Source organism: Paucibacter sp. PLA-PC-4, assembly GCF_026241155.1.
GTDB lineage: Bacteria > Pseudomonadota > Gammaproteobacteria > Burkholderiales > Burkholderiaceae_C > Roseateles_E.
Genome location: NZ_JAPFGP010000007.1, coordinates 117,280 through 136,573 on the forward strand (window position 1 = coordinate 117,280; position 19,294 = coordinate 136,573).

General features: G+C 65.1%; 19 protein-coding genes. 12 read left to right on the forward strand and 7 right to left on the reverse strand.

All coding sequences use genetic code 11. From position 1 onward, the window contains the following. Nucleotides 1-16 precede the first annotated feature (16 nt). Entirely contained in the window at nucleotides 17-694 is a 678-nt protein-coding gene (fabR, locus tag OOZ63_RS12650) for an HTH-type transcriptional repressor FabR (RefSeq protein WP_266005850.1), read from the reverse strand. 131 nt (nucleotides 695-825) lie between these two features. Here fabR and OOZ63_RS12655 point away from each other — a divergent pair, with 131 nt between their 5' ends. The 9 genes from OOZ63_RS12655 (at nucleotide 826) to OOZ63_RS12695 (ending at nucleotide 9,657) form a co-directional block, all read left to right on the forward strand. Further along, nucleotides 826-1,920 carry a ferredoxin reductase gene (locus tag OOZ63_RS12655; RefSeq protein WP_266005852.1) on the forward strand — a complete coding sequence of 365 codons (1,095 nt, stop codon included), beginning with the start codon at nucleotides 826-828 and terminating at the stop codon, nucleotides 1,918-1,920. Nucleotides 1,921-1,927: 7 nt separating this feature from the next. Continuing rightward, nucleotides 1,928-3,049 (forward strand): fatty acid desaturase family protein, encoded by a 1,122-nt coding sequence (locus OOZ63_RS12660; RefSeq protein WP_266005853.1) that lies wholly within the window; start codon nucleotides 1,928-1,930, stop codon nucleotides 3,047-3,049. Nucleotides 3,050-3,145: 96 nt separating this feature from the next. Next, the gene (locus OOZ63_RS12665; protein ID WP_266005854.1) at nucleotides 3,146-5,242 is read left to right on the forward strand and encodes a VC_2705 family sodium/solute symporter; all 2,097 of its coding nucleotides are present in this window, start codon (nucleotides 3,146-3,148) and stop codon (nucleotides 5,240-5,242) included. Nucleotides 5,243-5,424: 182 nt separating this feature from the next. Continuing rightward, entirely contained in the window at nucleotides 5,425-5,790 is a 366-nt protein-coding gene (gene rpsF / locus OOZ63_RS12670) for a 30S ribosomal protein S6 (protein ID WP_266005855.1), read from the forward strand. A 6-nt stretch (nucleotides 5,791-5,796) separates the two neighbouring features. Further along, nucleotides 5,797-6,144, forward strand: a complete 348-nt coding sequence (gene priB / locus OOZ63_RS12675; protein WP_266005856.1) for a primosomal replication protein N — start codon at nucleotides 5,797-5,799, stop codon at nucleotides 6,142-6,144. Between the two features lie 17 nt (nucleotides 6,145-6,161). After that, a complete protein-coding gene (rpsR, locus tag OOZ63_RS12680) occupies nucleotides 6,162-6,452 on the forward strand; it encodes a 30S ribosomal protein S18 (protein WP_137941787.1) in 291 nt (96 codons plus the stop codon). Nucleotides 6,453-6,465: 13 nt separating this feature from the next. Continuing rightward, complete coding sequence (rplI, locus tag OOZ63_RS12685) at nucleotides 6,466-6,918, forward strand: 50S ribosomal protein L9 (RefSeq protein WP_137941788.1); 453 nt, start codon at nucleotides 6,466-6,468, stop codon at nucleotides 6,916-6,918. 164 nt (nucleotides 6,919-7,082) lie between these two features. Beyond that, entirely contained in the window at nucleotides 7,083-8,504 is a 1,422-nt protein-coding gene (gene dnaB / locus OOZ63_RS12690; protein WP_266005857.1) for a replicative DNA helicase, read from the forward strand. 43 nt (nucleotides 8,505-8,547) lie between these two features. Beyond that, nucleotides 8,548-9,657 (forward strand): PA0069 family radical SAM protein, encoded by a 1,110-nt coding sequence (locus OOZ63_RS12695; RefSeq protein ID WP_266005858.1) that lies wholly within the window; start codon nucleotides 8,548-8,550, stop codon nucleotides 9,655-9,657. Here OOZ63_RS12695 and dnaJ read toward each other — a convergent pair whose 3' ends face one another. The 6 genes from dnaJ to OOZ63_RS12725 all read right to left on the reverse strand — a co-directional run bounded on the left by dnaJ (nucleotide 9,658) and on the right by OOZ63_RS12725 (nucleotide 16,139). After that, nucleotides 9,658-10,800, reverse strand: coding sequence for a molecular chaperone DnaJ (dnaJ, locus tag OOZ63_RS12700; RefSeq protein ID WP_266005859.1), 1,143 nt, complete (start codon nucleotides 10,798-10,800; stop codon nucleotides 9,658-9,660). Nucleotides 10,801-10,912: 112 nt separating this feature from the next. Beyond that, entirely contained in the window at nucleotides 10,913-12,871 is a 1,959-nt protein-coding gene (gene dnaK / locus OOZ63_RS12705; protein WP_266005860.1) for a molecular chaperone DnaK, read from the reverse strand. A 117-nt stretch (nucleotides 12,872-12,988) separates the two neighbouring features. After that, complete coding sequence (gene grpE / locus OOZ63_RS12710; protein ID WP_266005861.1) at nucleotides 12,989-13,504, reverse strand: nucleotide exchange factor GrpE; 516 nt, start codon at nucleotides 13,502-13,504, stop codon at nucleotides 12,989-12,991. 90 nt (nucleotides 13,505-13,594) lie between these two features. After that, nucleotides 13,595-14,026 (reverse strand): RNA-binding S4 domain-containing protein, encoded by a 432-nt coding sequence (locus tag OOZ63_RS12715; protein ID WP_266005862.1) that lies wholly within the window; start codon nucleotides 14,024-14,026, stop codon nucleotides 13,595-13,597. Between the two features lie 29 nt (nucleotides 14,027-14,055). After that, nucleotides 14,056-15,468, reverse strand: a complete 1,413-nt coding sequence (locus tag OOZ63_RS12720) for a sensor histidine kinase (RefSeq protein WP_266005863.1) — start codon at nucleotides 15,466-15,468, stop codon at nucleotides 14,056-14,058. Continuing rightward, nucleotides 15,465-16,139 carry a response regulator transcription factor gene (locus OOZ63_RS12725; protein WP_266005865.1) on the reverse strand — a complete coding sequence of 225 codons (675 nt, stop codon included), beginning with the start codon at nucleotides 16,137-16,139 and terminating at the stop codon, nucleotides 15,465-15,467. The genes OOZ63_RS12720 and OOZ63_RS12725 overlap by 4 nt, the downstream gene beginning before the upstream one ends. A 104-nt stretch (nucleotides 16,140-16,243) precedes the next feature. Between OOZ63_RS12725 and OOZ63_RS12730 the strand changes: the two genes are divergently transcribed. From OOZ63_RS12730 to OOZ63_RS12740, 3 genes are all read left to right on the forward strand, one after another. Beyond that, on the forward strand, nucleotides 16,244-17,203 hold the full coding sequence (locus tag OOZ63_RS12730; RefSeq protein ID WP_137941797.1) for a Bug family tripartite tricarboxylate transporter substrate binding protein: 960 nt from the start codon (nucleotides 16,244-16,246) through the stop codon (nucleotides 17,201-17,203). 68 nt (nucleotides 17,204-17,271) lie between these two features. Next, entirely contained in the window at nucleotides 17,272-17,787 is a 516-nt protein-coding gene (locus OOZ63_RS12735) for a tripartite tricarboxylate transporter TctB family protein (RefSeq protein ID WP_266005867.1), read from the forward strand. A gap of 10 nt (nucleotides 17,788-17,797) precedes the next feature. After that, a complete protein-coding gene (locus OOZ63_RS12740) occupies nucleotides 17,798-19,288 on the forward strand; it encodes a tripartite tricarboxylate transporter permease (protein ID WP_266005869.1) in 1,491 nt (496 codons plus the stop codon). The last annotated feature ends 6 nt before the right edge of the window (nucleotides 19,289-19,294 follow it).

Here is a 19,294-nt window from a genome sequence, read left to right on the forward strand (position 1 = left end):
TTACTGGGGACTGGCCTCAGCGGTCGGGCGAGCCGACTACCGCCAGGGTCTGGGTTCCGGTGACGATCATGCGCACCATGATGACCAGTTGCTCGGTCAGCTCGGGCAGCTTGTCATGCGGCATGTCCATCGCGGTAGAGCCAATCGCGAAGACCAAGCGGGTGATGGCCTTGGCTGTCAGGGCTGGCTCGTAGAGGCCTGTGTTGTTGGATCTGGCAAAGCGGATCAGGTCCAGGCGCAGTTCCTCCTCGAAGAACAGCAGCTGCCTGTCTACCGCGTGCTTGAAGGCGTCTGAGCCGACCGTACCCTCGCGCAGCAGGATGTGCAGCAGCCGGTCGTCCGAGCGCAACTGCTCCATGAAGGCCTGGACGGCGCTGCGAACCACGGAGCTGCCATCGCTGGCGCGCCGCCTGGCCTCCCCGATGATGTCGCGCAGCGACTGGCCGGCCATATCGATCAAGGTCACAGCCAGCTCGTCCATGTCGCGGAACTGGCGGTAGAAGCTGTTTGGTGCAATGCCGGCCTCGCGGGCCACCTCGCGCAGACTCAGGGTGGAGACGCTGCGGTGCGGCCCGACCAGTTTCAGGGCAGCCTGCACGATGTCCTCGCGCGAAATCACCGCCTTGCGTCCCGGGCCCGAAGGGGCGAGGGGGTCCGGCAGGGTGTCGGCGGAGCTGAGTAGAAGGCTTGTCATGGTGGTGTGCGAGAGTGCGCATCATACCGAAGGGCGATTGATATACATCTGTATAGACGAATGTGTTTATGCCCGTATACTGTGTCCCGAATCTTGCCGGCCTCCCTGGGGTCGTGCCGAACGGAGTGTGTGTGTCTTCTCTCGCCCCTGAGCGCGTCGGATTGCTCCGCCGCCTCGCCAAACCCCTTGTCGACCCGGCCGTCTTCGACTTCTGGCTCGGTCACCTGAACCGCACCTGGACCTGGGAGCGACCGCTGGCCCGCGTGGTCGAGCGGCGGGCCGAATCGTCCGACGCCGTCACGCTGGTGCTCAAGCCCAATCGACACTGGCGAGGCTTCAGGCCCGGCCAGCATCTGAACATCGGAGCCGAGATCAAGGGCCGGCTGGTGACCCGAAGCTACAGCCTCACCGACGTCTCCCGTCGTGACGGCCGGATCGCGATCACTGTCAAGCGAGTCGCTGGCGGTCTGCTGTCCAACCATCTGTGCGAGCAGGTCCAGGTCGGCGATGTGCTGCCACTGGACCAGGCTTATGGCGAGATGTGCTTGCCGGCCAAGCCTCAGGGCGACTGGCTTTTCTTGGCCGCCGGCAGCGGCATCACGCCGCTGATGGGGTTGACCCGTTCGCTGGTCGCCGATGGCATGCCGGCCTCGTTGACCCTGATCTACTGGGCCCAAACTGCCGAGCAGCTGTGCTTTGCCAAAGAGCTGCAAGCGCTGGCGGATCGCGAGCCGCGCTTCAAATTGCATTTGCAGCTGACCCAAGATCCGGTGGCGCCGGCCTCGCGCATTGGTGTTGCCCCGCTGGAAGTGCTGCTCGGCCCGCTGGACCAGCTCGGCGCGCTGCAGGTGCTGGGCTGCGGCCCTGGCGGTTTTGTCGAGACGGCGCGCCAGCTGCTGCGCCCGCATGTGCAGAGCTTCCAGGCAGAGGCCTTTTCGCCTGCCGCGCCGATCAATGTCGACAATGCCCATCAGGTCACCGTGCAGCTGCGCCGCAGCGGCCGCAGCCTGACGATCAGCTCGGGCGACACCCTGCTGTCGGCGCTGGAAGCCCAAGGGCTGCGCCCGCCCTCGGGCTGCCGCATGGGCATCTGCCACAGCTGCGTGTGCACCAAGCACGAGGGGCTGGCCCAGAACATCGACACCGGTGAGCGAGACCACGAGCCCAACAGCGCCTTGCGCCTGTGCGTGAGCCGTGCTTGCAGTGACATCAGCCTGGATCTTTGAGAACAAGATGAGCAAATCCCTGACCCGCAATCTCGCCAACGACGAACTGGAGAAGTTTGGCGCCGAGATCGAGGCCCTGCGCGCCAAGACCGTGGCCGATTTGGGCGAGCGCGATGCGCGCTACATCCGAAACATCTTCAAGGCCGTGCGCTGGACCGAGTTCGCCGGCCGCGCGCTGTTGATGATCGGCGCCTTTTTGCCGACGCCCTGGCTGATCGGCTTGTGGGTGCTGGGCACGCTGAGCCTGGCCCTGTCCAAGATCATGGACAACATGGAGCTGGGCCACAACGTCATCCATGGTCAGTACGACTGGATGGGCGACCCCCACCTCAAGGGTAAGCAGTTCGAGTGGGACATCATCGGCACCAGCGACAACTGGCGCAAGACCCACAACTTCCGCCACCACACCTACACCAATATTCACGGCCTGGACGACGATATCGGCTACGGCGTGCTGCGTCTGTTCCCCGAGCAGCGCTGGACTCCGGCGGCGCTGTTCCAGCCGCTGTATGCGTTGATCTTTGCCGCGCTCTTTCAGTGGGGCGTTGCCATTCAGGACTTGCGCCTGGGCCAGCTCTTTGGCAAGCGCAAGAAGGCCGCACGCGCCGAGCTGCGCCGCGCCGGCGTGCCGGTGCTCAAGAAGATGAGCCGCCAGCTGATCAAGGACTATCTGATCTTCCCGCTGCTGGCCGGCCCGGGCTTTTTGGTGGTGGCCAGCGGCAATCTGGTGGCCAACGGTCTGCGCAATATCTGGACCTACACCATCATCTTCTGCGGTCATTTCACGACCGATGTCGAGACCTTCCCGAAGGGTGTGCTGAAGAACGAGACACGCGCGCACTGGTACTGGCGCCAGATCCGTGGCTCGTCGAATCTGGCGGGCGGGTTTGTGCTGAACACCCTGTCCGGCAATCTGAGCCACCAGATCGAGCATCATTTGTTCCCCGATGTGCCGGCGAACCGCTATGTCGAGATGGCGCCGGTGGTGCGTGACATTTGCAAGCGCTATGGCGTGCACTACAACACCGGCTCGCTGCCTGTGCAGTTCGGCCAAGTGATATGGCGCATCCTGCGTCATGCGCTGCCGAGCCGCCCGCGCGCCAGTCGCCTGGCCAGCGCGAACTCCTGATGGCCTGGGCGAGGGGCGTGTGCGCCCCGGGTTCGCCGCTATAGCCGCGGCGTTCGGGCGCCCGCATGATGCCGGCTTGAAAACGAGAGCCCGCGCGTGAGCATCCCCACCGCCCAGTCCGCCACAGCCACGCCCGCCACAGGATTGAAGGCGCGGTTGAACCGCATCTATGCCTGGTACACGCTGGGCTTTGTGCTCTTTGTGCTGCTGCTGGCCTTGCTGGAGCGGCTGGGTCTGTCCAAGAGCTGGATCGGATTTTCCTTTCTGTTCGCCACCGTTGGCGTCTATGCCGGAATCGGTGTGCTCAGCCGCACCACCGACGCGACCGAGTACTACGTCGCTGGCCGGCGCGTGCCGGCCTTCTACAACGGCATGGCCACCGGGGCCGACTGGATGAGTGCGGCCAGCTTCATCGGCATGGCCGGCACCCTGTATCTGTCCGGCTACAGCGGCCTGGCCTTTGTGCTGGGTTGGACCGGCGGCTTCTGTCTGGTGGCTTTGTGCCTGGCGCCCTATCTGCGCCGCTTCGGTCAGTTCACCGTGCCCGACTTTTTGGGCGAGCGCTATGGCAGCAATGCCGTGCGCCTGATCGCGGCACTATCGGCGATCGGTGTGTCCTTCATCTATGTGGTCGCGCAGATCTACGGCATTGGGCTGATCACGACGAGGCTCTCGGGGCTGACCTTCGAGATTGGCGTTTTCGTCGGTCTGGGCGGCGTGCTGGTGTGCTCCTTTCTCGGCGGCATGCGGGCGGTCACCTGGACCCAGGTGGCGCAGTACATCATTCTGATCATTGCCTATCTTGTGCCGGTGATCTGGCTCTCCGTCAAGCAGACCGGGGTGCCGGTGCCGCAGGCCGTGTATGGGTATCAGGTGCAAAAGATCAGTGAGCGCGAGCGCGAGTTGGCGCGTGACCCGGCCGAGCAACAGGTGATCCAGGTGCTGCGCGAGCGGGTACGCGCTTACGAGCAGAAACTGCGCGATGTGCCGGCCGCGCTGGCCCAAGAGCGGGCCGAGGCTTTGCGCCATGTCGCCCGCTTGAAGGTGGAGGATGCGCCGCTGGCGCAGATTCAGGCTGCCGAGAAGCGCCTGGCTGCCCTGCCCAAGACGCCTGCGGAGGCGCGCGAGCTGTGGCTGCGGCTGATGGCCGCCGACGAGGCGCGCGCCAGGCCGTTGGCCGGCATGCCACCGCATGCCCAGGCCTTTGCTGGCGACCCGGATGGCGATGCCCAGCAGGTGCAGCTCTTCGATGAATCGCGCCGCAACTTCCTGGCCTTGGTGTTTTGCTTGATGGTGGGCACGGCCGGCCTGCCGCACATCCTGAACCGCTGCTACACCACGCCCTCGGTGCGCGAGGCGCGCGAGTCCGTCGGCTGGTCACTGCTCTTCATTGGGCTGCTGTACTTCACGGCGCCTGCGCTGGCGGTGATGGTCAAGTTCGAGGTCTTCAACACCCTGGTCGGCACGCCGTTCGACCAGCTGCCGAGCTGGATCGCGCAATGGGGCAAGGTCGACCCGGGCCTGCTGTCGGTCAGCGACATCAATCGGGACGGCATCCTTCAGCTCGGAGAAATGTATATCGGCAGCGATATCGTGATGCTGGTGACGCCCGAGCTGGCTGGGCTGCCCTATGTCGTTTCGGGCATGGTCGCGGCCGGCGGCCTGGCTGCGGCGCTGTCCACCGCTGACGGCCTGCTGCTGACGATCTCGAGCGCACTGGCGCATGACGTCTATCACCGCATCATCAACCCCAGAGCCTCGGCGACCCAGCGGGTGATGATCTCCAAGACCCTGCTGCTGCTGACGGCGCTGGCGGCGGCGGCGGTGGCGGCGCAAAAGCCGGCCGATATCCTGCTGCTGGTCTCGGCAGCCTTTTCCTTTGCCGGAGCCGCCTTTGTGCCAGCCCTGGTGCTGGGCGTGTTCTGGAAGCGCGCCAACCATTGGGGCGCGATGGCCGGGATGCTGGTGGGCCTGGGTGTGACGGCCTACTACATGGTCACCGCCCATCCCTGGCTGCATGCGGCGCTGAAGCTGCCCGGCGTGCCCGAGCTGTGGTGGGGCATACAGCCAATCTCGGCCGGCGTGTTCGGCGTCCCGGCCGGCGCGGCAGCCATCATCATCGTCAGCCTGCTGAGCCCGGCGCCGCGCCGCGCGCAGCAGGAGTTTGTCAATGCGGTGCGCATGCCGCCCTGAGCGGTCGAGAAGAGGCCTTCAGGGCCGCTGACCTTCGGTGCATTGCGGTTGCATCGCGGTTCGCGTTATACTCGCGGGCTTTCCCCCTTGCCGTACCCACGATTGCTGACGCTGTGGGGCGGCTTCCTCAGGTCGTGCGGGTTCAAGAGAGCCCAGCGGTCTGGAACCCACAAGGAGTATCTATGCGTCATTACGAGATCGTTCTGCTGATCCATCCGGATCAAAGCGAACAAGTTCCGGCCATGCTGGAACGCTACAAGGGCCTGATCACCGCAGGTGGTGGTGCTGTGCATCGCGTCGAAGATTGGGGTCGCCGTCAACTGGCCTACCTGATCCAGAAGCTGGCCAAGGCCCATTACCTGTGCCTGAACATCGAGTGCAGCAAAGAAGTGCTGGTTGAGCTCGAGACGGGCTTCCGTTTCAACGACGCCGTGCTGCGTCACCTGACCGTGGTCAAGCCCAAGGCTGAGACCACCCCGTCGGTGATGATGAAGTCGGTCGAGCGTGAAGAGGCCCGCAAGGCGCCTCAGCAAGAAGCCCACGCCTAAGCGCTGGTGACGCTCGCGCAGCCCAACGCGCAAACGCCGGTGAATCAACTGGTTTTGCAAGCGCAGCTGCTTGAGCTGGGATTGATCAGATACACGCCGGCCGGCCAGACGGCCCTGGACTTCAGCTTGAAGCATGAATCCCAGGTGCACGAAGCAGGCAGGCCCCGCAAGGTCTCAATGGAGATACGTGCGGTGGCCATCGGTGAAATCTGCAAGCGCGTTCAGGCGCTTGGTGTCGGAGGTAATGCCCTGTTCACGGGTTTCCTCAGCGCCATGCGCAACGGTCGTGGAACGATCTTCCACATCACCGCCCTGACGCCCAGTCCCGCGCCACATTGTTCGAATCCGGATTGAATTGAAAGAGGTCTAATATGCCCCCGCCACGTGGTAAAGGTCGCTTCTCCAAAGACAAGAAGCCAAAGCGCAACCAACAATCGCTGTTGTTCCGTCGCAAGCGTTTCTGCCGCTTCACCGTCACCGGTGTCGAGCAGATCGACTACAAGGACATCGACACCCTGCGCGACTTTGTCGGCGAAAACGGCAAGATCACGCCCGCTCGTCTGACCGGCACGCGCGCATTCTTCCAGCGTCAACTGACGGTTGCCATCAAGCGCGCGCGCTTCCTGGCCATGCTGCCGTACAGCGACCAGCACAAGGTCTGAGGAGACACCCAACATGCAAATCATCCTGCTTGAAAAGGTCGCGAACCTCGGCAACCTCGGCGACGTCGTCAAGGTCAAGGACGGCTACGCCCGCAACTTCCTGATCCCGACCCGCCAGGCACGCCGTGCCACGGCCGCCGCGATCAAGGAATTCGAAGCCAAGCGCGCTGAGCTGGAAAAGGCCGCTGCCGAGAAGTTGGCCGCCGCCCAAGCCCTGGGCGACAGCATGAACGGCAAGACCGTTCGCATCAGCCAAAAGGCTGGCGTGGACGGCCGTCTGTTCGGCTCGGTCACCAATGCCGACATCGCCGATGCACTGAGCAAGCTGGGCTTCGCTGTGAGCAAGTCGCAGATTCGTCTGCCGCTGGGCCCGCTGAAGGCCGTCGGCGAGTTCGCCGTCAGCGTCGCTCCGCACACCGATGTGGTGTCGGAAGTGACCGTGCAAGTGGTTGCTGAGGCAGAATAAGCCCAACGCTAGCAAACCCCGGTTGGTGTGGCCTCAACAGGGCTGCACCATCAGAAAAGCCGACGACTTTCGAGCCGTCGGCTTTTTGCCTTCTGGGCGGATGAGTTGTTCATCCGCTATTCAGCGCTTTTGCACAGCTTTATCCACAGAGCCCTGAAACCGCCATGTCTGCGATCTTCTCCTCCGCTCCTACTCCCGGCGGTCACGATGACGAAGTGGCCCGCCTGCGCGTGCCGCCGCACTCGGTCGAAGCCGAGCAAAGCGTGCTCGGCGGTCTGTTGATCGACAACACGGCCTGGGACCGCGCCGGCGACATGTTGACCGACGCCGACTTCTACCGCTACGAGCACAAGCAGATCTATGCCTCGATCGGCAAGCTGATCAATGCCGGCAAGCCGGCAGACGTTGTGACGGTGTTCGAGGAATTGACCTCGCTGGGCAAGGCCCAGGACTGCGGCGGCCTGGCCTATCTGAACGATCTGGCGCAAAGCGTGCCGAGCGCCGGCAATCTGCGTCGCTATGCAGAAATCGTGCGCGAGCGCGCGGTGCTGCGCAAGCTGGTCAGCGCCAGCGACGAGATCGCCAGCGCGGCGCTCAATCCGCAAGGGCGGGCGGTCAAGGACATCGTCGATGAGGCCGAGGGCAAGATCTTTCGCATCAATGAGGAAGGCAATCGCAGCGGCCAGGGGTTCCAGAGTATGGACAACCTGGTCGTCGCCTTGATCGACCGCGTCAACGAGCTGGCCGAGAACGGCGCCGAAGACGTGACCGGCGTGCGTACCGGTTTCTACGACCTCGACAATATGACCGCCGGCCTGCAGCCCGGCGACCTGATCATCCTGGCCGCGCGTCCCTCGATGGGCAAGACCGCCTTCGTCGTCAACATCGGCGAGAACGTCGCGATCAACGAAGGACTGCCGGTCGTTATCTACTCGATGGAAATGGGCGCGGCCCAGCTCGCTCTGCGTATGGTGGGCTCGGTCGGGCGTATCGACCAAAGCCGTCTGCGCCTGGGCCGGCTGGCCGACGACGAATGGGGCCGCTTGTCCGAGGCAGTCGACAAGCTCGGCAAGGCCCATATCTACATCGACGAAAGCCCCGGCCTGTCGCCCAGCGAGGTGCGGGCGCGTGCGCGCCGCCAGGCCCGCATCAGCGGCCAGCTCGGCCTCATCATCATCGACTATCTGCAGCTGATGAGCGGCAACGGCGGCAATGAGGAAAACCGTGCCACCGTGATCGGCGAGATCTCGCGCGGCCTGAAGGCGCTAGCCAAGGAGCTCAAGTGCCCGGTCATCGCGCTGTCGCAGCTGAACCGCTCGGTCGAAACCCGGCCCGACAAGCGCCCGATGATGTCCGATCTGCGTGAGTCCGGCGCCATCGAGCAGGATGCCGACATCATCATGTTCATCTACCGCGACGAGTACTACACCAAGGACGAATGCAAGGAGCCCGGTGTCGCCGAGATCATCATCGCCAAGCAGCGCAATGGCCCTGTGGGCACGGTCAAGCTGGCCTTTGCGCGCCAGCACACCAAGTTCGAGAACCTGGCGCCCGGCTATGTCAGCCCCGGCGGCGACGACTACTGAACATCCCCTCGACAAGCAACGGCATACTGTATAAATTAACAGTATGTCAATCAAGCAGCCCGCCCCGAGTCAAGCGACCGTCCAGAAGGGGCGCGGCAGCGCCTGGCAGATCGCCCACCGTTTCGAGCGCGCCGAGCGCGAGGTCTTCGATGATGGCTGGGGCACGCTGGACCAGTTCGCCGCACAAGAGCATCTCGCGCCGCAGACCGAGATCATTGAGGAGCGCGCGCGCAGCATCCTCTCGAGCAACCAGTCGCCCGACATCAGCTTCGATCGCTCGATCAATCCCTACCGGGGTTGTGAGCATGGTTGCATCTACTGTTTTGCCCGGCCGACCCACAGCTATTTGAACCTGTCGCCGGGCCTGGACTTCGAGACCAAGATCATCGCCAAGGTCAATGCGGTGGAGCGCCTGCATGCCGAGCTGAGCAAGCCGGGATACCGGCCGCTGTCCCTGGTACTGGGAACGGCCACCGACGCCTACCAGCCGGTAGAGCGGCGCCTGGGTCTCACGCGCGGCCTGATCGCGCTGCTGAGCGAATGCCGTCACCCGTTTTCGCTGGTCACCAAGTCATCGGGCGTCGAGCGCGACCTGGACCTGATCGCGCCGCATGCAGCGCGCGGCCTGGCCTCGGTCTATGTGTCGATCACCACCCTGGACCCGCAGTTGGCGCGGCTGATGGAGCCGCGTGCTGCCGCGCCGCAGCGGCGCTTGCGCACGATCAGGGCCCTGGCTGAGGCGGGCGTGCCGGTCGGGGTGAGCGTCTCGCCGCTGATCCCATTTCTGAACGAGCCGGAGCTCGAGCGCATTCTGGAGGCCGCTGCCGAGGCTGGCGCGAGCAGTGCCTTCAGCATTCCGCTGCGCCTGCCTTGGGAGGTCAATCCGCTGTTCCAGGAGTGGCTGCAGCGCCACTACCCGGAGCGCGCCGCGCGGGTGATGGCAAGGCTGCGCGATATGCGCGGCGGACGCGACAACGACGCCCGCTTCGGTACCCGCATGACCGGTGAGGGTCTGTGGGCCCAGCTGATGCAGCAACGGCTGCGCAAGGCATGCGAACGCCTGGGCTTGGGGCGCGAGCGCCGCGTCGTGGATCTGAGCCAGTTCCGGCCGCCCGCAGACGGCCGGTCACAGGCTCAGCAGACGCTGTTCTGACTACTTGAACAGGTCCTTGACACGGTCGGTCCAGCTCTTGGCATTGGGCGAGTGGCGCTCACCGCCGTCGCGCAGGCTCTTGTCTAGCTCCTTGAGCAGCTTGCGCTGGTGCTCGGTCAGTTTGACCGGTGTCTCCAAGCTGATGTGGCAGTACAGATCGCCCGGGTAGCTGGAGCGCACGCCCTTGATGCCCTTGCCGCGCAGGCGGAAGGTCTTGCCATGTTGCGTGCCCTCGGGCAGCTCGATCTCGGCCTTGCCGCCCAGGGTCGGCACTTCGATGCTGCCGCCCAGTGCCGCCGTGGTGATCGCCACCGGCATCGTGCAATGCAGATCGTCGCCGTCGCGCTCGAAGATTTCGTGCTGCTTGATGCGGATCTCGATGTAGAGATCGCCGGCCGGCCCGCCATTGACGCCGGGCTCGCCATTGCCGGCCGAGCGGATGCGCATGCCCTCGTTGATGCCGGCCGGGATCTTGACCTCGAGCGTCTTGCTCTTCTTGACCTTGCCCTGGCCGTTGCAAGCCGTGCAGGGGTCAGGAATGATCTTGCCGGTGCCGTGGCAATGCGGGCAGGTCTGCTGGATGCTGAAGAAGCCCTGGCGCATGTGCACCGTGCCCGAACCATTGCAGGAGCCGCAGCTCTTGGCGCTGGTGCCAGGCTTGGCGCCGGTGCCGCTGCAGGTCTCGCAGCCTTCCCAGCTGGGAATGCGAATCTGGGTTTCCTTGCCGCGCGCGGCCTCTTCCAGCGTGATCTCCATCGCGTAGGACAGATCGCTGCCGCGATAGACCTGCTGGCCGCCACCCGCACGCCGGCCGCCACCTTGCTGGCCGCCGAAGATGTCGCCGAAGATGTCGCCAAAGGCCTCGGCAAAGCCGCCGAAGCCTTCCGCACCGGGGCCACCGCCGCGGTTGGGGTCGACGCCGGCATGGCCGTACTGGTCATAGGCGGCGCGCTTTTGCGCATCCGACAGCATCTCGTAGGCTTCCTTGGCCTCCTTGAACTGCTCCTCGGCCTTCTTTGCACCCTCGCCCTGATTGCGGTCGGGGTGGTGCTTCATGGCCAGCTTGCGGTAGGCCTTCTTGATCTCGTCCTCGGTGGCGGTCTTGGCCACACCGAGGATTTCGTAATAGTCGCGCTTTGCCATGGGCGGGTTCCGAGCCAAAAATCACATTGCTTAAACAACAGCGCCGCGACGCGCTTTTGAGGCTGCGGCGCGGCGACAGCACCGGACTCTGGTCCGGCGCACCCTGCTGGACTTACTTGCTGTCCTTGACTTCCTTGAACTCGGCGTCGACCACATTGTCGTCGGCCGCCTGCTTGGACGCAGAGGCTTGAGCGGCCTGCGGCTGCTCGGCCGCGCCGGTGGCGGCAGCGGCGGCCGCTTCGGCGCCCTGGGCATCGGCGTACATCTTTTCGCCGAGCTTCTGGCTGGCCGTCATCAGGGTCTCGGTCTTGGCTTCGATCGCGGCCTTGTCGTCGCCCTTGATGGCTTCTTCAACGTCCTTGATGGCGGCCTCGATCTTCTCCTTGTCGGCGGCGTCGAGCTTGTCGCCATGCTCGGCCAGCGACTTCTGCACGCTGTGCACCATGCCGTCGGCCTGGTTCTTGGCCTGCACCAGCTCGACCTTCTTCTTGTCCTCGACCGCATTGGCCTCGGCGTCCTTGACCATCTTCTCGATCTCGGCTTCCGACAGGCCCGAGTTCGCCTTGATGGTGATCTTGTTTTCCTTGCCGGTGCCCTTGTCCTTGGCGCCGACATGCAGGATGCCGTTGGCATCGATGTCGAAGCTGACCTCGATCTGCGGCGTGCCGCGCGGTGCTGGCGGGATGCCTTCCAGATTGAATTCGCCCAGGCTCTTGTTGCCCGAGGCCAGCTCGCGCTCGCCCTGGAACACCTTGATGGTCACGGCGGGCTGGTTGTCGTCGGCGGTCGAGAAGGTCTGGCTGAACTTGGTTGGGATGGTCGTGTTCTTCGCGATCATCTTGGTCATCACGCCACCCAGGGTCTCGATGCCCAGGCTCAGCGGCGTCACGTCCAGCAGCAGCACGTCCTTGCGCTCGCCGCCCAACACCTGGCCCTGGATCGCGGCACCGACGGCCACGGCCTCATCGGGGTTGACGTCCTTGCGCGGCTCCTTGCCGAAGAACTCCTTGACCTTCTCCTGCACCTTGGGCATGCGGGTCATGCCGCCGACCAGAATCACATCGTCGATGGCGGACACGGCGACACCGGCGTCCTTGATCGCGGTGCGGCAGGGGGCGATGGTGCGCTCGATCAGCTCTTCCACCAGCGACTCCAGCTTGGCGCGGGTCAGCTTGATGTTCAGGTGCTTCGGACCCGACGCGTCGGCCGTGATGTAGGGCAGGTTGACATCGGTCTGCGAGGAGTTCGACAGCTCGATCTTGGCCTTCTCGGCGGCTTCCTTCAGTCGCTGCAGGGCCAGCACGTCCTTGGTCAGATCGACGCCCTGTTCCTTTTTGAACTCGGTGACGATGTAGTCGATGATGCGCTGGTCGAAATCTTCGCCGCCCAGGAAGGTGTCGCCATTGGTCGACAGCACCTCGAATTGCATTTCGCCGTCGACATCGGCGATCTCGATGATGGAGACGTCGAAGGTGCCGCCGCCCAGGTCATAGACGGCGATCTTGCGGTCGCCCTTGCCATGCTTGTCCAGGCCGAAGGCCAGGGCTGCAGCAGTGGGCTCGTTGATGATGCGCTTGACGTCCAGTCCGGCGATGCGGCCGGCGTCCTTGGTGGCCTGGCGCTGGGCGTCGTTGAAGTAGGCCGGCACCGTGATCACGGCCTCGGTCACTTCCTCGCCGAGATAGTCCTCGGCGGTCTTCTTCATCTTGCGCAGGATCTCGGCTGAGACCTGGGGCGGTGCCAGCTTCTTTCCGCGCACTTCCACCCAGGCGTCGCCGTTGTCGGCCGCCGCGATGGTGTAGGGCATCAGGTCGATGTCCTTCTGAACTTCCTTCTCGGTGAACTTGCGGCCGATCAAGCGCTTCACCGCGTAGATGGTGTTCTTCGGGTTGGTGACGGCCTGACGCTTGGCCGAGGCGCCGACCAGGATCTCGCCATCTTCCTGGTAAGCAATGATGGACGGCGTGGTGCGAGCGCCTTCGGCGTTCTCGATCACACGCGTCGTGTTGCCTTCCATGACCGAGACGCACGAGTTCGTCGTGCCCAGGTCAATACCGATGATCTTTCCCATGTGTGACTCCTGAAATTGCTTGGTTCTCGCTCAATTCGCCGATGGCGATTTGCTGAGCGTTGACTGAAGATGAAATGTGGATAAGTCGCTGCTTTTCAAGGGGCAGCGGCCTGTGAATTACTTGGGTGCTGCGACCGTGATCAGCGCGGGGCGTAGCACGCGCTCGGCAATCGAGTAGCCTTTTTGCAGCACCATCACGACCGTGTTGGCTTCTTGCTCGGCCGGCACCATCGAGATGGCCTGGTGCTGGTGCGGATCGAACTTGCTGCCGGGGGCCGGATTGATCTCGATGACCTTGTTGCGCTCCAGCGCGGCGGCGAGCTGGCGGCGCGTGGCATGCACGCCCTCCAGCACGGTCTCAACCTTGGCCTCGGGCATCGCGATGGCCGCTTCCATGCTGTCCATCACCGGCAGCATGGCTTCGGCAAAGCCTTCGACGGCGAACTTGCGCGCCTTGGTCATCTCGTCTTCCGAGCGGCGGCGGATGTTCTCAACCTCGGCCTTGGCGCGCAGGTAGGCGTCCGACATCTCGGCCAGACGGGCTTCCAGTTCGGCCAGCTTGGCCTCGGGGCTGGCGGCCTCGGCCTGCTCGACCGGGACTTCTTGGGGGGTAGGGGCGTTGTCGGTAGTCATGGTGGCAAGAGAAGCAATCGCGCTCAAATGGGCGCTTTGTCCTGGATTTCAAGAGGGGGATTGTCGCCGGGATGTCCGGAAAAACCCGAGTTAGTCCAGATCCGGGTCCTCGGCCGTGGCTGACCAGCGGTCCCAGTCAGCCAGACGGCGCCGGTCCAGCTTGGTTGGCCGGCCTTGGGCGATGGTCTGGGCCGGTTCCGGCGCGAGCCGGCGCGCCTCGGCCGCGCGCTCGCGCAGCAGCAGGCTTTCCGGCGTTTCTTCATAGAGGGCCTGGGCTTGCGGCGCCGGGCCGCGGATGTGGCTAAGCCCGCGCACCCAAACTTCGCGCTCGACCACGCCCTGGCGCAGCCGCACGCGGTCACCCAGCTTGAGCTCACGCGAGGCCTTGGCGGCCTGACCATTGATCAGGACCCGGCCCTTGCCGATCTCCTCGACCGCCAGAGCGCGGGTCTTGAAAAAGCGCGCCGCCCACAGCCATTTGTCCAAGCGCAACCCGGCAGCGGCTTGTTCCTGTTGTCTCATCGCGCGATTTTATCCAGCCGCGATGTCGCTCAGCCGGCCAGAGGCAGCCGCACACGGGCGTCCAGGCCGCTGACCGCCTGCCCATCGATCCGGTTGTTCAGCTCGATGCTGCCGGCCAGCGATTGCACGATCTCATGGCAGATCGCCAGCCCCAGGCCCGAGCCCTTGCGCGGATCGCCAGCCGCAAAGGGCAGGAACAGCTGGGTCTGCTGGGCGGCGCTCAGGCCGGGGCCGGAATCGGCCACGGTCAGCACCGCGACCCGGGCGTCGACCAGCAGCCGGATATGCAGCCGCCCACCGATCGGTGTGTGGTGGATGGCGTTGTGGATCAGGTTGCGGGTCAGCTCGCGCAAGGCCCATTCATGGCTGCGTATCGGCGCTGCCTGGGTCTCGATATCGAAGTCCAGCTGCTGCTCGGCGATCAGCGGCGCCACATCCAGCGCCACCGCCCGCGTCACCTCGGCCCAGTCCTGCACCGGCATAGCCTCGACCTGGTGGCGCAGCTGCTCGACCTTGGCCAGCGCGAGCATCTGGTTGGCGACCTGGGTGGCGCGCGCCACCGTGGTGTCGATCTCTGCCAGCGCTTGCAGCGGCTCGACATCACCCTGGCGGGCGCTCTGCACCTGAGTCTTCAGCACCGCCAGCGGCGTCTTCAACTGGTGCGAGGCGTCGCGCACGAAGCGCTTCTGGTGCTCCAGCAAGGCCTTCAGCCGAGCCACCACTTGATTGGTCGCATCGACCAGAGGCTGCCACTCGCGCGGTGCGTCGGGCGCATCCACCGGCGACAGATCGCCCTCAGTGCGCTCGCGCAGCTGGGCCGAGAGCCGACGCACCGGCAGCGTGGCGCGCTGCACCACCAGCACGACGACGATCACGATCACCAGCACCAGCAGGGCCTGGCGCCACAGGGTTTCGGTCAGTATCTGCTGGGCCAGCGTGTGGCGCAGCTCCAATGTCTCGGCCACCTGGATGGTCGCCATGCCTTGGCCGGCGATGCCGGCCACCGGCTGCAGCAGCACCGCGACGCGAATCGGCTCGCCGCGATAGTGGTCGTCGTAGAAGGCCACCAAGGCGGCGTAAGGGCTCTTGGCCGGCAGCTTGCCGTGCCAGGGCGGCAAGTCTTCGAAGCCGGACACCATCTCGCCGTCGAAGCCGCTGACGCGGTAGAAGATGCGGCTGCGGTTGTCGGCCTCGAAGGGCTCCAGCGCCGAGTACAGCACGGTTGCGCGCAGTTGGGCTCGACTGCCGTCCGAGGTGACCTCCAGCAGCTCGCCAATCGATTTCGCCGAGGCCAGCAGGGTGCGGTCGTAGGCGGTGTCGGCGGCGCGCAAGGCCTGCTGGTAGAGGCTCCAGCTGTTGAATGCGATCAGCGCGACCACCGGCAGCAAAATGCCAAGGGTGAGGCGCCGCCGCAGCGAGGAGGGCCGGTGGGGCCGCCTCATGCGCCGGCCTTCAGCAAGTAGCCCAGGCCGCGCAGCGTCACCAGTTGCGCGCCGGTATGGGCGATGCGCTTGCGCAGCCGATAGGCCACCACCTCGATGGCTTCCAACTGCACGTCCAGCTCGCCCGGGAAGACCAGCTCGAACAATCGCTCCTTGGCGATGGCATGGCCCGGCCGTGCCAGCAGTGCGCGCAGCAGCGCGCTCTCGCGCGGCGTCAACTCCAGCACCTGGTCCTCGAAGTACACCGCGCCGTTGTCCCCGTCCAGCTGCATGCCGCAAAAGGCGGTCTGGCGCTGCGGCGCCGGACTGACCCCGCTGCGCCGACCCAGGGCCTGGATGCGTGCCATCAGCTCGTCCAGATCGAAGGGTTTGGGCAGGTAGTCGTCGGCGCCGACATTCAGGCCGAGGATGCGGTCGCCGACCGTGCCGCGGGCGGTCAGTATCAACACTGGGGTCTTCAGGCCGTCGGCGCGCGCGCGGGCCAGCACATCCAGTCCGTCCAGCCCCGGCAGGCTCAGGTCCAGCACCACGACGTCGGGCCGCCATTGCCCCCAGCGCTCCAGCGCCTTGAGCCCGTCGCCGACCGCCTGCACCTGCAGGCCGCGGCGCTCAAAGCTGCGCGTCAGGCTCAGCTGCATCGCCGGGTCGTCCTCAACTAGAAGCAGTTTCATGGGGCGCGAGCCTAGCATTTTCCCTAGGTTCCGCGACAGCGGACTGACAGCCTTGACAGCGACGATCACCACTGTTCACTCAAACCACAATAGGAGACAAGACCATGCGTCGTGACGTCTTTCTGAAGTCCCTGGCCGCCCTGGCCGCCGCCGGCGCGCTGCCGCTGTCGGCCCGCGCTGCTGCCAATCTGAAGATCATGGTGCCGGCCAACCCGGGTGGCGGCTGGGACAGTACCGGCCGCGCGCTGGGCAAGGCCTTGCAGGACGCTGGCGTGGCCTCCTCGGTCACCTTCGAGAACAAGGGCGGCGCGGCCGGCGCCATCGGCTTGGCCCAGTTCGTCAACGCCAGCAAGGGCGACCCGAATTCGCTGATGGTGATGGGCGCGGTGATGCTGGGCGGCCTGATCACTGGCAAGCCGCCGGTCAGCCTGACCCAGGCGACACCGATCGCGCGCCTGACCAGCGAGTACAACGTCTTCGTGCTGCCGGCCAGCTCGCCCCTGAAGACCATGAAGGACGTGGTCGAGCAGATGAAGAAAGACCCGGCCAGCGTCAAGTGGGGCGGCGGTTCGCGCGGTGCCACCGAACACATCGCGGCAGCGATGCTGGCGCGCGAGGCCGGCGTTGATGCGGCCAAGATCAACTATGTGCCCTTCCGCGGCGGTGGTGAGGCCACGGCCGCCATCTTGGGCGGCAATGTCACGGTCGGCGGCAGCGGCTACAGCGAGTTCCAGCAGTACATCGAGAGCGGCAAGATGCGCGCGATCGCGGTGACCTCGGCCACCCGGCTCAAGGGCCTGGACATCCCGACGCTCAAGGAGATGGGCTACAACGTCGAGATCGGCAACTGGCGAGGCGTCTACGCGCCCCCGGGCATCACGCCCGAGCAGCGCAAGGCCCTGACCGATATGGTGATCAAGGCCACCAAGAGCAAGGCCTGGGCCGAGGCGCTGGAGAAGAACGGCTGGACGCCCGCCGTGATGGCCGGCAAGGAGTTCGAGGACTTCGTCGATCGCGAGTTCGCCAGCCTGCGCGCCACCATGGTCAAGTCCGGCATGATCTGAGCGGTCTGACCGCTGTCTGCGAGGGGCTGGCTGCCCGTGGCCGGCCCCCGTTTCATATGGAGTGGCCGATGGCTGACTCACCCCAAAACAAGTCCCTGCATCAAAGCTTGGTCGGCGTCGGCGCATTGCTGGTCGGTGCCGTGATGGCCTATGGCGCGACCTTCATCTCCTCGGACGCCGGCTATGCAGGCGTCGGCCCGAACGCATTGCCCTGGGTGGTCGCGGTGGTGCTGCTGATCTGCGGCGCCTGGCTGATCTGGGAAGCCCAAAGCGGCGGCTACCGCCAGATGGACGAGCCCTCGGGCGCCGAGCGCGGCGACTGGCGCTCGGCAGCCTGGGTAGTGGGTGGCGTTATCGCCAATGCCAGCCTCATCACCAGCCTGGGCTTCATTCTGGCCTGCACGCTGTGCTTCACGCTGGCGGTGCGCGGCATGCGCATGTCCGAGGGCAAGGCCGGTGGCGGTGCGCGCCAGATACTGGTCGATGGCGTAACTGGCATGCTGATCGCTGCACCGGTGTTCTGGCTGTTCACCAAGCTGCTGGCCATCAATCTGCCTGGCCTGACGGCCAGCGGCTGGCTCTGAGGACTAGACCATGCTCGATCTCTGGAACAACCTGCTGGGCGGTTTCGCGACCGCCGGCACTCCGATCAACCTGCTGTGGGCTTTTGTCGGCTGCGCACTAGGCACGGCCATCGGCGTGCTGCCGGGCCTTGGCCCGGCGGTGACGGTGGCGATGCTGTTGCCGATCACCTCGCAGGTAGAGCCGACGGCCTCGATGATCTTCTTCGCCGGCATCTACTACGGCGCGATGTACGGCGGCTCGACCACCTCCATCTTGCTCAATACCCCCGGGGAAACCGGCACGATGGTGACGGCGCTGGAAGGCTTCAAGATGGCCAAGAGCGGCCGCGCGGGCGCCGCGCTGGCCACGGCCGCGATTGGCTCCTTCGTTGCGGGCACCATCGCCACCGTGCTGGTCACACTGTTCGCGCCGGTGCTGGCCGACTTTGCCGTGCAGCTCGGCCCGCCAGAGTACTTCTGCCTGATGCTGCTGGCCTTTACCACCGTTAGCGCGGTGCTGGGCAAGAGCACCTTACGCGGCATGACGGCTCTCTTCATCGGCTTGGCGATGGGCCTGATCGGGCTGGACCAGATCACCGCCCAGGTGCGCTACACGATGGGCATCCCCGAGTTCATGGACGGCATCGAGGTGGTGCTGGTCGCGGTGGGCCTGTTTGCAGTCGGCGAGACGCTCTACAACGCGCTCTACGAGGGTCGTAGCACCCAGGAACTCAACAAGATGAGCTCGGTGCATATGAGCCGCAGCGAGTGGCGCCGCTCCTGGCCGGCTTGGCTGCGCGGCACCTTCATCGGCTTTCCCTTTGGCACCATCCCTGCGGGTGGCTCGGAGATCCCGACCTTTCTGAGCTATGCGACCGAACGCAAACTGTCCAAGCACAAGGACGAGTTCGGCACGAGCGGTGCGATCGAAGGCGTGGCCGGCCCGGAGGCCGCCAACAATTCGGCTGTGACCGCCACTCTGGTGCCGCTGTTGACGCTGGGCATTCCGACCTCGGTGACCGCCGCCATCTTGCTGTCGGCACTGCAGAACTACGGCATCCAGGCCGGCCCACAGTTGTTCCAGACCTCGTCCACGCTGGTCTGGGCACTGATCGCCTCGCTGTACATCGGCAACGTGATGCTCTTGGTGCTGAACCTGCCCATGGTGGGCCTGTGGGTGAAGCTGTTGAAGATTCCCAAGCCCCAGCTCTATGCCGGCATCTTGATCTTCGCGACGGTGGGCGTTTACGGCATGCGCCAGAGCGCGTTTGACCTCTACCTGATGCTGGCCATCGGCCTGCTGGGCGTGGTGATGCGGCGCTTCGACTTTCCGACCGCACCTGTCGTGGTGGGCATGATTCTGGGCCCGTTGGCCGAAGCGCAGATGCGCAATGCGGTGTCGATCGGCGGCGGCAGCTGGAGCGTCTTCATCGAGCGGCCGATGTCGCTGGGCCTGCTGATCTTGGTCGCACTGATCTTGGTGCTGCCGCGGCTGCTGCGCTGGAGCCGCGGCCGCGGCTGAAGTCCC